The sequence below is a fragment of the Bradyrhizobium sp. CCBAU 11434 genome (assembly GCF_028128895.1).
Taxonomy (GTDB): domain Bacteria; phylum Pseudomonadota; class Alphaproteobacteria; order Rhizobiales; family Xanthobacteraceae; genus Bradyrhizobium; species Bradyrhizobium zhengyangense.
In genome coordinates this window covers 335672-348378 of the sequence record NZ_LBJX01000100.1, presented here as the reverse complement: position 1 = coordinate 348378, position 12707 = coordinate 335672, and the positions used below count along the sequence as shown (strand labels likewise).

Here is a 12707-nt window from a genome sequence, read left to right as displayed (position 1 = left end):
CAATCGACCAATTAACTGACAATCCGTACGGGAGAAACAGCCATGTTCAAGGAAAATCTTCTGGCTGGGCGGCGCATTCTCGTGACCGGCGGCGGCACAGGGCTCGGCAAATCGATGGCGGCTCGCTTCCTCGAGCTCGGCGCCGAGGTGCACATCTGCGGACGCCGCAAGATCGTCTGCGACGAGACCGCGATCGAGCTGATGGGTGAGTATGGCGGCCGCGTCACCAGCCATGGTGTCGACATCCGCAACGCGCTGGCGGTCGAGGAGATGATCGATAACATCTTTCGCGAGGCGCCGCTGACCGATCTCATCAACAACGCCGCCGGCAATTTCATCTCGCGCACGGAAGAGCTCTCGCCGCGCGGCTTCGATGCCGTCGCCAACATCGTCATGCACGGCACGTTCTACGTGACCCAGGCGGTCGGCAAGCGCTGGATCGCGTTGAAGCAGCCGGGCAACGTCGTCTCGATCACCGTGACCTGGGTGCGCAACGGCTCGCCCTATGTGGTGCCGTCGGCGATGAGCAAGTCGGCGATCCACGCCATGACGATGTCGCTGGCGACCGAATGGGGCCGCTACGGCATCCGCCTCAACACCATCGCGCCGGGCGAGATCCCGACCGAGGGCATGAGCAAGCGCATCAAGCCCGGCGACGAGGCCGGCGCGCGCACCAAGGCAATGAATCCGATGGGCCGCGTCGGCACCATGGAGGAACTGCAGAACCTCGCCGTGTTCCTGATCTCCGGCGGCTGCAACTGGATCACCGGTGAGACCATCGCCATGGACGGCGCCCAGGCGCTGGCGATGGGCGGCAATTTCTACCAGCTGCGCGACTGGAGCGACGACGACTGGAAGACCGCACGCGAGAGCATCATGGCGCAGAACGAGAAGGACCGGGCGAAGCGGGGGTAGCTGCTCTCTCCGCTGTCGTCCTGGCAAAAGCCAGGACGACAGCGGGGCCCCCATCTTGTCTTCACCCGCCGATAACGCCAAACTCCCCGCATAAAGACAAAACACCACGGGAGAGACATGTCTACACAGCCATTGGCGAACCTCGCCGACATGGTGCGCGAGCGCGCGATGAGCCGCGGCAACGCCACTGCCTACGAGTTCGAGGGCCGCGTCACCAGCTTTGCCGAGTTCGATATCAAGACCAATAAGGTCGCCAACGCGCTTGTAGCGATGGGCGTAAAGAAGGGCGACCGCATCGCCTATCTCGGCAAGAACAGCGACCTCTACTTCGAGCTGCTGATGGGCGCGATGAAGGCCGGCGTCGTGATGGCGCCGGTGAACTGGCGTCTCGCCGGACCCGAGGTCGCCTTTATCGTCGCCGACTGCAAGGCGCCCGTACTGTTCGTCGGGCCGGAGTTCATCACCCAGGTCCGCCAGATCAAGGACCAGCTTCCCGGCGTACGCACTATCATCACCACCGAGGGCGGCGCACCGGAATGGCAGGATTTTGCCGCGTGGCGCGATGCACAGAACGGCGACGATCCGAAGGTGCCGATCGATACCAAGGACATCGCGATCCAGCTTTATACGTCAGGCACCACAGGCAAGCCGAAGGGCGCGATGCTGAGCCACGCGAACTTCCTCAACCTCGTGCAGACAGGCAATGCCGAGGACAAGCCGGAGTGGAACCGGTGGTCGACGGACGACGTGTCACTGGTCGCGATGCCGATCTTCCATATCGGCGGCTCAGGCTGGGGCGTGATGGGGCTCTATCACGGCGCCCGCGGCGTCATCGCGCGCGAGTTCGATCCGACCAAGGTGCTGGACTTCTTCGAGCAGTCGGGCATTACGAAACTCTTCATGGTGCCGGCTGCTATGCAGTTCGTGGTGCGGCAGCCACGCGCCAAGACAGTCGATTTCTCCAGGCTGAAATACATGCTGTACGGCGCCTCGCCGATTCCAGCGGCGCGGCTGAAGGAATGCATCGAGGTCTTCAAATGCGGCTTCGTGCAGATGTACGGCATGACCGAAACGACCGGCACCATCGTTGCGCTGCCGCCGGAGGATCACGTCGAGGGGCTCGAGCGGATGCGCTCGGCCGGCAAGGCGCTGCCGGGCGTCGAGATCGCGATTTTGGATGCTGACGGCAAACCGCTGCCGCCGCGCCAGGTCGGCGAGATCGCGACGCGCTCGGGCTCCAACATGGCCGGCTACTGGAATCTGCCAGAGGCGACCGCCTCAACATTGCGCGGTGACGGCTGGCTGCGCACGGGCGACGCCGGCTACATGGATGAGGACGGCTACCTCTACATCCACGACCGCATCAAGGACATGATCATCTCCGGCGGCGAGAACATCTATCCCGCCGAAGTGGAGAGCGCGCTGTGCGATCATCCTGACGTCGCGGAAGCCGCCGTGATCGGCGTGCCGGACGATAAATGGGGCGAGGCGGTGAAGGCCGTCGTGGTGATGAAGCCAGGCAAAGAGGCAACCGCCACCGACATCATCAACTTCACCCGCGAACGCATCGCCGGATTCAAGACGCCGAAGAGCGTGGAGTTTCTGCCGGCATTGCCGAGGAATCCATCAGGCAAGATCCTGCGGCGGCAATTGCGCGAGCCATATTGGGCGGGGAAGGATAGAAGGGTAAATTGATCCACGGTGCCGTAGGGTGGGCAAAGGCGCGAAGCGCCGTGCCCACCATCTCTCTCCGCAATGGCGAGTGGTGGGCACGCTTCGCTTTGCCCACCCTGCGGGACCGGTGCAAGCTTCAGTGCTTCCCGGGCCCCATATACCCGAACAAGAACCCCGCCACCTTGCGCATCTGGATCTCCTCGCTGCCTTCGGTGATGCGGTAGCGGCGGTGGTGGCGGTAGATATGCTCGAACGGCTTGTGGCGTGAATAGCCCATGCCGCCGTGGACCTGCATGGCGCGGTCGGCGGATTCGCAGCAGAGGCGGTTTGCCCAGTAGTTGCACATCGAGACGCGGTCCGAGAGCGTGCGCTCGATCTGCTCCTCGGTAAGCTGGTCCATCTCCCAGGCGGTCTTGCGGATCAACAGACGCAGCATCTCGGCTTGCGTGGCAAGCTCGACCAGCGGGAACTGAATCGCCTGGTTCTCGGCGAGCGCCTTGCCGAACGGCTTTCGCTCGCGTGCGTATTTGACGCTCTCGTTGATGCAGTAGACGGCCGCGCCCAGCGAGCTCGCCGCCTGGCGGATGCGGTTCTGATGCACGAAGCATTGCGCCAGCGACAGGCCGCGGCCGACTTCGCCGAACTGCGCATCCTCAGGCACGAACACATCCGTAAAGCTGACGCGCGGATGGTCGGTCGGCATGTTGAAGGTCCACATATATTCCTCGACCTTCACGCCGTGGCTCTTGGCCGGCACCAGGAAGCAGGTGATGCCGCGGGCATCGCCGTCATTGCCCGACGTGCGCGCGAACAGCGCGCAATGCGTGGCGACGTGCATGCCGGTCGTCCACATCTTCTCGCCGTTGATGATCCAGCCCTTGACGTTGTCTCTGACGACAGGCACCGCCCGCGTTTCCATGTGGGTCGCGTCGGAGCCGTGATGCGGCTCGGTGAGGCCAAAGGTGATGCGATACTTGCCCTTGATCGAGCCGTCGATCATCGCCTTCTGATCGTCGCGGCCGTAGCGGTCGAGCATGGTGACGACAGGAAAATTGCCGACGATCGAGTGCTCGTTCTGGAGGTCGTTGTGCAGGCCGAGGCCCTTCGCCGCAAAATGCTCGCGGATCACGGCCATCCAGAGATTGGAGCCGTCCTTGCCGCCATATTGCTTGGGCACCGGGAAGCGCAAATGACCGGCGGCATCTGCGAGATCCTTTGCCTTGCGCAGCAGCGCTTCCCATTCATGCCGCGGCAGGCCGCCATTCTCGAAATCGGTGCGCGCCCATTCGCGGCGGTGATCGAAGAAGCGAATGTTGTCGTCGGCCTGTTCCAGCGGCTTGATCTCGCGCTCGATGAAACGATCGAGCTCTCCGAGATAGGCGACGAGATCGACAGGCAATGAGAAATCCACGGTGCTCTCCCGGGCTGATTTTATCGTTTTGCGTTAAGGCGCTAGGCGCGTTTCTGCTTCACACGATTAAGGTGAGAAGAGCGCGCGCAAGTCAAGCGAGCCCAGGCGCGTGAGAAGCGCAAGGCGCACCCCCGCAATTCGATGGTGTTGTGACGCTGACGCGCGGTAGTATGACGCCAATATTCCTTTACGAGAAAATGCGGGAGCGCACGATGGAGCTGAAATTCTCAAAGGTGGAACGCAAGGGACCGGTCACGATCATCACGCTGTCGCGACCTGAGGTCTACAACGCGCTGCACATCGATGCGCATTTCGAACTCAACAAGGTTTTTGACGATTTCGCCGCCGACCCCGAGCAGTGGGTCGCGGTCGTCACCGGCGCCGGCGACAAGGCGTTCTGCGCCGGCAACGATTTGAAGTGGCAGGCCGCGGGCGGCAAGCGTGGCTGGGACAAGGGAGGCTTTGCCGGCCTTACCTCTCGCTTCGACTGTGACAAGCCGATCATCGCCGCGGTCAATGGCGTCGCCATGGGCGGCGGCTTCGAAATAGCGCTGGCCTGCGACCTCATCATCGCCTCGGAGAACGCAACCTTCGCCCTGCCCGAGCCGCGCGTCGGCCTTGCCGCACTTGCCGGCGGCCTGCACCGCTTGCCGCGCCAGATCGGCCTGAAGCGCGCCATGGGCATGATCCTCACCGCGCGCCATGTCAGCGCCAAGGAAGGCCATGAGCTCGGCTTCGTCAACGAGGTGGTCCCGCAGGGCGAGGCACTCGCCGGCGCGCTGCGCTGGGCGGAGATGATTACCAAGAACTCGCCGATGTCGATCCGCGCTTCGAAGCAAACCATCCGGAAGGGGCTTGCGGTATCGCTGGAGCAAGCGATCGAGGAGCAGCGCGAATATCCGGCCGTGAAGGCGATGGTGGCCTCGCAGGATTACATCGAAGGCCCGAAGGCGTTTTCGGAGAAGCGGCCACCGAAGTGGGTGGGGAGATAGGCGGTCTCACCGCCGTAACCTGAGTGCGTCCAACATCACCGGTGTCATGCCCCGGCTTGACCGGGGCATCCAGTACGCCGCGCCTTCTCCGTATCTCACTGCGGCCTCTGGAATACTGGATCGCCCGCTTTCGCGGGCGATGACAGCTGAGAATATGGCGCCGCCTAGCCGCCTCGCGATAGCTCTCGCTTGTAAGACGCGTAATTCGGCTGATCGACCGCAAGCTTGTCCATCGTGGTCGCCCACAGATGCTCGGCCAGCCCCGGCGTTGCGAGATCGACCTCGCCCCTGGCGATACGCTCCGCGAGAGCGCGGTTCAGCTCCGTCACCGAGCCCTCGACACCGAGCAGCGCACGCAGCCGTTCCACTTCCCTCGCATCACTGCCCTCCTCCTGTGTCAGTTGCCGCGTGACAAGATCGAGGATGTTGATCGCCACCCGCAGCTTGAACGCCTGATGGCCCGAGATCAGCGGCGTGATGTCGCTGCGGAGGAAATCGGCGACCGCCTTGGTCAGCTCGATCGGGGTCGGTTCGTCCTGCATTGCCTATCCTCCCCGCGGCGCGAGCAGCCGTAAGAGATCGATCTCGGTCTCGGATGCACGGCGCCCGATCATGGCGCGCTCCATGGAATGGTCCGGCCCCTCGCGGAAGCGCTGCATCATGCCGCCGCACATGATGCCCCAGCGTAGCGTCCCCATCACTTCCCAGAACTTGACGCGCGCTGCATCGACCTTGCGGCCGGCAGCCTCGTAGCCGGCAAAGAGCTCTTCGCGTGAGCCAAAGCCGCCGACGGGCTTGTCGATCTCGCCAAAGCGCCAGGAGTTCACGCAGACCCAGCCGAGATCCTCCATGGGATCGCCGAGATGAGCGAGCTCCCAGTCCAGCACGGCACGGACGCCGTCGGCGCCGATGATGAGATTGCCGTTGCGGAAATCGCCGTGCACCAGCGTCACTTCAGTCGATGGGCCGGGATCATGGTCGCGCAGCCAGCGCAGTGCAAGCTCGAACACGGGCTTTGGCCAGTTCAGGCTGCGATAGTCGCGATCGAACTCGGAGATCTCCTGCGTCGCCGACCTGCTGCGCAGCTCGGGCAGCTTGTCCTGCGGCAGTTGGTGCAGGCCCGCAAGCACGCCGCCGATCTGCCGCGCGAGCAGTGGCCGCGCTGCGGCGAATTCGTCATCGCGAAGAATCTTGCGGGCGATGGTCTCGCCCTCGACCCGCTGCATGATGAAGCCGGTGCCGAGATCGTCATCCGGCGTCAACACATGCATCACGCGCGGCGACGGCACGCCAGCCTCGAAGGCTAGTTGCATCAGCTGCGCTTCGGCCGCGAGCCCCGCGGCCCGCGTCGGCGCCGCGCCATAGCCCTTCGGCGAGCGGCGCAGAATTGCACCGATCGGGCCGTCGGGATGCGTGATATCGAAACGCCAGGTCTCCTGGCTGGCACCACCGGACAGTTTTGCCGCGCCGGTGACGCCGGTCGCACCTCGACACCAGCGCTGAACGCTGCGGGAAAGCTCCGTCTCGATCATTTGCCTTTGAACTGCGCGGGCCGCTTCTCCAGGAACGCGCCGACGCCCTCGCGGAAATCCTGCGTATCGCCGGCGCGGAGCTGGCACTGGAATTCGAGATTGAGCTGCTCCTCGAAGGAGTTTTCCGGGCTGTCCCAATAGAGCTTGCGGATCAGCGACAGTGCGACCGTCGGGCCGCTGGCAAGCTCGCGTGCGAGCTTCATCGCCTCTTCCATCAGCACGCCGTCATCATAGACGCGATTGACGAGGCCCCATTCCAGCGCCTTCTCGGCCGGGAGCCGCTCGCCCATCAACGACAACTCGATCGAGCGCGCCTTGCCGATCAGACGCGGCAACAGCCAGGTCGAGCCACAATCCGGCACGAGGCCGATGCGCCGGAAGGCTTGCAGGAAATAGGAGGAACGCGCGCACAAGATCATGTCGCCGAGCAGCGCAAAGCTCATGCCGGCACCCGCGGCCGGGCCGTTGACCGCGGTGACGATCGGACAATGCAGATTGCGGATACGGCGCAGGAACGGATGAAAGCCGGTCTCCAGCGTCAGGCCGGCCTTGGTCTTCTTCGACTGGTTGTTGCGGCCCTGCAGATTCGCACCCGTGCAGAACGCTCGGCCTGCGCCGGTCAGCACGACACAGCGCACCTCGTCCTTCTTCTCCTCGATCGCGTCGAGCGCCTCGGAAAGACCGCCCAGCATATCCACAGAGACCGCGTTCATCACCTCCTGATGGTCGAGCTTGAGGATCGCGACCGAGCCATCGAATTCGAGCGTGACGTGTTTGAACTGCATCGTTTCCTCGTCAGTTGCGGCCGGCGTCAGTTTCGCAGACCGGAATTAGCATTGCCGGGGCGCATATTTGATTTTTGGCGCGGTCTTGTCCATGGTGATCGCAGCATAGCAAGCAATCTTGCGCGCAGCGGCTGATGCGCCGCATACCCAAGACGTCTTGCCAAAAACAGGAAACGCGCCATGAATCTTTTCGACCTCACTGGCCGCGTCGCCGTGATCACCGGCGGCAATGGCGGCATCGGGCTCGGCATCGCGCAGGCGCTCGCGGGCCAGGGCTGCAACGTCTCGATCTGGGGCCGCAATGCTGACAAGAACAAGGCCGCTGCCGCGAGCATGGCAGGACTGTCGGGCAAGGTCGACAGCCGCGTCTGCGACGTCACGGATGCCGCGTCAGTCAATGCCGCGATGAAGGCGACGCTCGACACGTTTGGCCGGGTCGACGGCTGCTTCGCCAACGCCGGCATCGGCGGCGGTGGCCGCAGGTCATTCATCGAACGAACCGAAGAGGAATGGCGCACGATGTTTGCGACCAATCTCGACGGCGTGTTCCACGCCTTCCAGGCGGCCGCGAAGCACATGACCGATCGCGCCAATGCGGGCGATCCCTTCGGCCGGCTGGTCGCCACCTCGAGCCTCGCCTCGATCTTCGGCACCGCGCGCAACGAACATTATGCCGCGACGAAAGCCGCCATCAACGCGCTGGTGCGCGCGCTCGGCGTCGAGCTCGCCCGCCACGGCGTCACCGCGAATGCGATCCTGCCCGGCTGGATCAAGAGCGACATGACGGCGGGCATCATGGCCAACGAAAAATTCGTCGCCAACGTGATGCCGCGGATTCCGATGCGGCGATTCGGCGAGGCCAGCGATTTCGGCGGCATCGCCGTGTATCTGATGAGCAAGGCGTCGTCGTATCACACCGCGGATACGTTCGTGATCGACGGCGGCTATACGGCGTTTTGAGATCCCCCCCCCCCCCCCCCCCCCCCCCCCCGCAATCCGGGACTTCCAAAAAGCAAGCAAGACCCGGATTGCGCGGCGCTCCATCCGGGCTACAACTCTGAGGGGAATGGGCAAATGTTCTCGCACATCATGATCGGCACCAACGACCTCGACAAGGCCAAGGCGTTCTACGACAACCTGCTCAGCACGCTCGAGGTACGCCCGGCCAAGGTCGACGGCCATCGCATCTTCTACTTCACCAAGACTGGTGTGTTCTCGGTGACCAAGCCGATCAACGGCGAGCCGGCGACCTGCGCGAACGGCGGCACCATCGGCTTTGCCGCCAACTCACCCGAGCAGGTCGACAAGTGGCACGCCGCCGGTGTCGCCGCTGGCGGAACGCCGATCGAGAATCCACCCGGCATCCGCGAGGGCGCGGGGAACAAGCTCTATCTCGCCTATTTGCGCGACCTCGACGGCAACAAGATCTGCGCGATGCATCGGATGCCGAGCTGAGGCGTGCCGTACTCTGCTCGTCATTGCGAGGAGCACTTGCGACGAAGCAATCCAGACTGCCGCCGCGGTAAGATTCTGGATTGCTTCGCTGCGCTCGCAATGACGGGATCCTGGGCGCCGGTCCGTGCTCTATCCACGTCACGTCCCTGCCGTCATTCAAACAACATTTCAAACGTCCCGCGAAATTCCATCGCATGGCATGGCTCGCGCGGAAAAATACCCGCTCGCACTTTCGCTGCGCTGCGACTATTCTCCCGGCCAACACGATCTCAGCGCCTCCGGGAGGAACAATGACAAAGCACACCTACATTCCCCGCACCACCAACTATGCGCTCAACCCGGGCGATGAGCTCAATGACCTCAGGATGTCCGATCAGGTCCGGCCGCTCTACGATCACGTCAAGAAGTTCATCCGCGAGACGGTCGAGCCGATGTCGATCGAGTTCGCCAAGGCCGGCGAAGGCAAAGAGGATCGCTGGAGTTTTACGCCGAAGCAGCTCGAGGTGCTCGAGGCCGCCAAGAACAAGGCCAAGAAGGAAGGCCTCTGGAATTTCTTCCTGCCCGATGACGAGACCGGCCAGGGCCTGAAGAATCTCGACTACGCCTATATCGCCGCCGAGCTCGGCAAGAGCCCGCTCGCGTCCGAGACCATGAATTGCTCGGCGCCCGACACCGGCAATATGGAAGTGCTGGAGCGCGTCGGCACCAAGGAGCAGAAGGAGAAGTGGCTGAAGCCGCTGCTCAATGGCGAAATCCGCTCCGCCTATGTCATGACCGAGCCGAATGTTGCTTCCTCCGACGCCAAGAACATCTCGACGACCGCAAAGCTCGTCGGCGATGAATGGGTGATCAACGGCGAGAAGTATTATATCTCCGGCCTCGGCGACCCCCGCTGCAAGATCCTGATCGTGATGGTGAAGACCAATCCGGATGCAGCGCCGAGCAAGCAGCAGTCACAGATCCTGGTGCCGCGCGACACGCCCGGCGTCGAGGTGCTCGGGCCCATGTACGTGTTCGGGCAGGACCACGCGCCGCGCGGCCACATGCACATGCGCTTCAACAATGTGCGCGTGCCGAAAGAGAACATGCTGCTCGGCGAAGGCCGCGGCTTCGAGATCTCGCAGCTTCGCCTCGGGCCGGGCCGCATCCATCACTGCATGCGCACCATCGGCAAGGCCGAGAAGGCGCTCGATCTCATGGTGCAGCGGGGCCTCACCCGCGAAGCCTTCGGCAAGAAGATCGCCCATCTCGGCGGCAACATGCAGATCATCGCGCAGGCGCGCTGCGAGATCGAGGCGATGCGGCTGATGGTGCTGAAGGCCGCCAAGGCGATGGACGTGCTCGGCAACAAGGAGGCCCGTGTCTGGGTCTCCATGGTCAAGGCCATGGTGCCCGAGCGCGCCTGCAAGATCATCGATCAGGCAATCCAGATGCATGGCGCCACCGGCATCTCGCACTGGACCCCGCTCGCCGAGATGTACCAGGACGTCCGCCACCTGCGCTTCGCCGATGGTCCGGACGAGGTGCACTGGATGGTGGTCGGACGGCATGAGTTGAGCATGGCGTAGGTTGATTGTTTCCCCGCTTCGCGCTTGGGAAAGAGGGGAAGAATCTCATCGGGGCCACCATGGATTATGCCGCCAGCGACCTGACGCCACGCGAGTGCTACAAGGTGCTGACCTCCTTCATCCTGCCGCGGCCGATCGCGTGGGTGACCTCGGTCGGACCCACCGGCGTCGTCAACGCAGCCCCGTTCAGTTTCTTCAACGCCTTCTGCGAGGATCCGCCGCTGTGCATGTTTGCGGCGAACCGCAAGCCGAACGGCCAGGACAAAGACACCTTCCGCAACATCCAGAAGACCGGCGAGTTCGTGGTGAACATCGCCGACGAGCCGCTCGCCAGGGCCATGCACGAGAGCAGCGGCGACTTCCCGCCCGAGGTCGGCGAGCCCGACTATCTCGGCTTGAAACTTGCGCCCTCAAGCAAGATTGCCGTACCGCGGCTGGCCGATACGCCCTGGGCGATGGAATGCAAGCTCTGGAAGATGATCGACGTCAATGACGATCGCCGCCTGATCTTGGGTGAAGGCATCCACTTCCACATCCGCGACGAGCTCTGGGACGACAAGGCGATGCGGGTGCATATGGACCGCTATCACCCGATCGGCCGCATGTTCGCCGACCGCTATTGTCGCACCGACGACCGCGTGGTGTTTCCGGCGGCTGAAGGTACGAAGGGAAAATAGCTGACACAGGGGGCGAGACGATGCCGGAACCCTTTCACGACAACGAGGAGCGCAGCCGGTTCGAGCTCGATGTCGACGGGCTCGCTGCCTTCGTCACCTACCGCAAGAGTGACGGCGCGATCACGCTGGCGCACACCGAGGTGCCGCCCGAGCTCGGCGGCCGCGGCGTCGGCTCCAGGCTCGGCCGCGCCACGCTTGAGGCGGTGCGTGCACAGGGACGCAAGCTGTCCGTCGAATGCGACTTCATCCGCAATTTCATGAGCAAGAATCCTGGCTACAACGATCTTCTTGCCGAGGGCGAGGACGCGCATGAGCAGCCGGTCGCAAGCTACCGTGCTGGTTGTTTCTGCGGCGCCGTTGAGGTCGAGGTTACGGGCAAGCCGGTCTTCGCCGGCTATTGCCACTGCGCCGATTGCCAGGCCTGGTCGGCCGCACCGATCAATGCCTTCAGCCTTTGGAAGTCGGACAGCGTCCGCATCACCACAGGAGAAGCGGAGCTCGGGACCTTCAACAGGACCGAGCATTCCTATCGTAAATTCTGCAGGCGCTGCGGCGGCCATGTCATGACCGAGCACCCGCGCATGCGGCTGATCGACGTCTATGCCAATCTCTTGAAGGGCTACCAGCACCAGCCAACCCTGCATGCGAACTACGCGAGCAAGATGGTATCGGTGAGGGATGGCCTGCCGAAATACGCCGATCTGCCGGCGGAGCTGGGTGGATCCGGGGAGATGTTACCGGATTGATGGTGCATCCTCGCCCCGCTTGCGGGGCGAGGCAAAGGACGAGATCTGCTACGTCGCGGGCGCGACCTTGTCCTGCGTCTTGGTCTCGAAATCGGATGCGTCGTGGCGCTCGTGGAGCTGGCTGGCGGGATCGCCGGAGACGCGGTTGACCATGCGGCCGCGCTTCACGGCCGGGCGCTGCGCGATCTGATCGGTCCAGCGCTGCACGTTCTTGTAGTCCTGCACGGACAGGAACTCGCCGGCGCCATAGACCAGCCCCTTGGCGAGCGCCCCGTACCAGGGCCACACGGCCATGTCCGCGATCGTATACTCCTTGCCCGCGAGATATTCGTTGTCGGCAAGGCGCCGGTCGAGCACGTCGAGCTGGCGCTTGACCTCCATCGCGAAGCGATCGATCGCGTACTCGATCTTGAACGGCGCGTAGGCGTAGAAATGGCCAAAGCCGCCGCCGAGATACGGCGCGCTGCCCATCTGCCAGAACAGCCAGGACATCGCCTCGGTGCGGGCCTTGATATCCTTGGGCAGGAAGGCGCCGAACTTCTCGGCGAGGTAGAACAGGATCGAGCCGGACTCGAAGATGCGGATCGGCTCGGGGCCGGAGCGGTCCATCAGCGCCGGAATTTTCGAATTCGGATTGATCTCGACGAAGCCGCTGCCGAACTGGTCGCCATTTCCGATCTTGATGAGCCAGGCATCGTATTCGGCGCCCTTGTGGCCGAGTGCCAGGAGCTCCTCCAGCATCACCGTGACCTTCACCCCGTTCGGCGTCGCCAGGGAGTAGAGCTGGAAGGGATGCTTGCCGACCGGCAACTCCTTGTCGTGGGTGGGGCCAGCGATCGGCCGGTTGATGCTGGCGAATTGGCCGCCATTCTCCTTGTTCCAGGTCCAGACTTTCGGCGGCACGTAAGGGGTATCGGTCATGCGGGTGCTCCGGCGGAAAGATGCGCCTGCA

At 63.5% G+C, this 12707-nt stretch carries 13 protein-coding genes; 8 read left to right on the top strand and 5 right to left on the bottom strand.

From position 1 onward, the window contains the following. Positions 1–42: 42 nt before the first annotated feature. Complete coding sequence (locus XI06_RS34025; protein ID WP_237863749.1) at positions 43–915, top strand: SDR family oxidoreductase; 873 nt, start codon at positions 43–45, stop codon at positions 913–915. A gap of 117 nt (positions 916–1032) precedes the next feature. Further along, positions 1033–2610 carry a fatty acid--CoA ligase gene (locus XI06_RS34020; protein WP_237863748.1) on the top strand — a complete coding sequence of 526 codons (1578 nt, stop codon included), beginning with the start codon at positions 1033–1035 and terminating at the stop codon, positions 2608–2610. A gap of 115 nt (positions 2611–2725) precedes the next feature. Here the strand turns inward: XI06_RS34020 and XI06_RS34015 are convergent, their stop codons facing one another. Then, complete coding sequence (locus tag XI06_RS34015; RefSeq protein ID WP_237863747.1) at positions 2726–4000, bottom strand: acyl-CoA dehydrogenase family protein; 1275 nt, start codon at positions 3998–4000, stop codon at positions 2726–2728. A gap of 212 nt (positions 4001–4212) precedes the next feature. On the opposite strand from XI06_RS34015, the gene XI06_RS34010 reads away from it, so the two are divergent. After that, positions 4213–4992 (top strand): enoyl-CoA hydratase-related protein, encoded by a 780-nt coding sequence (locus XI06_RS34010; RefSeq protein WP_237863746.1) that lies wholly within the window; start codon positions 4213–4215, stop codon positions 4990–4992. A 164-nt stretch (positions 4993–5156) separates the two neighbouring features. On the opposite strand, the gene XI06_RS34005 is transcribed toward XI06_RS34010, so the two are convergent. From XI06_RS34005 to XI06_RS33995, 3 genes are read right to left on the bottom strand one after another with little or no spacing between them, the layout of a single operon-like run. Beyond that, positions 5157–5534: a DUF6285 domain-containing protein gene (locus tag XI06_RS34005; protein ID WP_237870620.1), complete on the bottom strand. Its 378-nt coding sequence runs from the start codon at positions 5532–5534 to the stop codon at positions 5157–5159. Between the two features lie 3 nt (positions 5535–5537). Beyond that, a complete protein-coding gene (locus XI06_RS34000; RefSeq protein ID WP_237863744.1) occupies positions 5538–6524 on the bottom strand; it encodes a phosphotransferase family protein in 987 nt (328 codons plus the stop codon). After that, entirely contained in the window at positions 6521–7309 is a 789-nt protein-coding gene (locus XI06_RS33995) for an enoyl-CoA hydratase/isomerase (protein WP_237870618.1), read from the bottom strand. Before XI06_RS33995 ends, XI06_RS34000 begins: the two co-directional genes overlap by 4 nt. 180 nt (positions 7310–7489) lie before the next feature. Between XI06_RS33995 and XI06_RS33990 the strand changes: the two genes are divergently transcribed. The 5 genes from XI06_RS33990 (at position 7490) to XI06_RS43615 (ending at position 11755) form a co-directional block, all read left to right on the top strand. After that, positions 7490–8269, top strand: coding sequence for an SDR family NAD(P)-dependent oxidoreductase (locus tag XI06_RS33990; protein WP_237870616.1), 780 nt, complete (start codon positions 7490–7492; stop codon positions 8267–8269). 114 nt (positions 8270–8383) lie between these two features. Beyond that, positions 8384–8764 (top strand): VOC family protein, encoded by a 381-nt coding sequence (locus XI06_RS33985; protein ID WP_237863741.1) that lies wholly within the window; start codon positions 8384–8386, stop codon positions 8762–8764. Between the two features lie 290 nt (positions 8765–9054). Continuing rightward, positions 9055–10332, top strand: coding sequence for an acyl-CoA dehydrogenase family protein (locus tag XI06_RS33980; RefSeq protein ID WP_237863740.1), 1278 nt, complete (start codon positions 9055–9057; stop codon positions 10330–10332). A 59-nt stretch (positions 10333–10391) separates the two neighbouring features. Then, positions 10392–11009, top strand: a complete 618-nt coding sequence (locus tag XI06_RS33975) for a flavin reductase family protein (RefSeq protein ID WP_237889601.1) — start codon at positions 10392–10394, stop codon at positions 11007–11009. A gap of 20 nt (positions 11010–11029) precedes the next feature. Continuing rightward, entirely contained in the window at positions 11030–11755 is a 726-nt protein-coding gene (locus tag XI06_RS43615; RefSeq protein ID WP_333909385.1) for an N-acetyltransferase, read from the top strand. 48 nt (positions 11756–11803) lie between these two features. Here the strand turns inward: XI06_RS43615 and yghU are convergent, their stop codons facing one another. Beyond that, entirely contained in the window at positions 11804–12676 is an 873-nt protein-coding gene (gene yghU / locus XI06_RS33960) for a glutathione-dependent disulfide-bond oxidoreductase (protein WP_271607308.1), read from the bottom strand. Positions 12677–12707 lie beyond the last annotated feature (31 nt).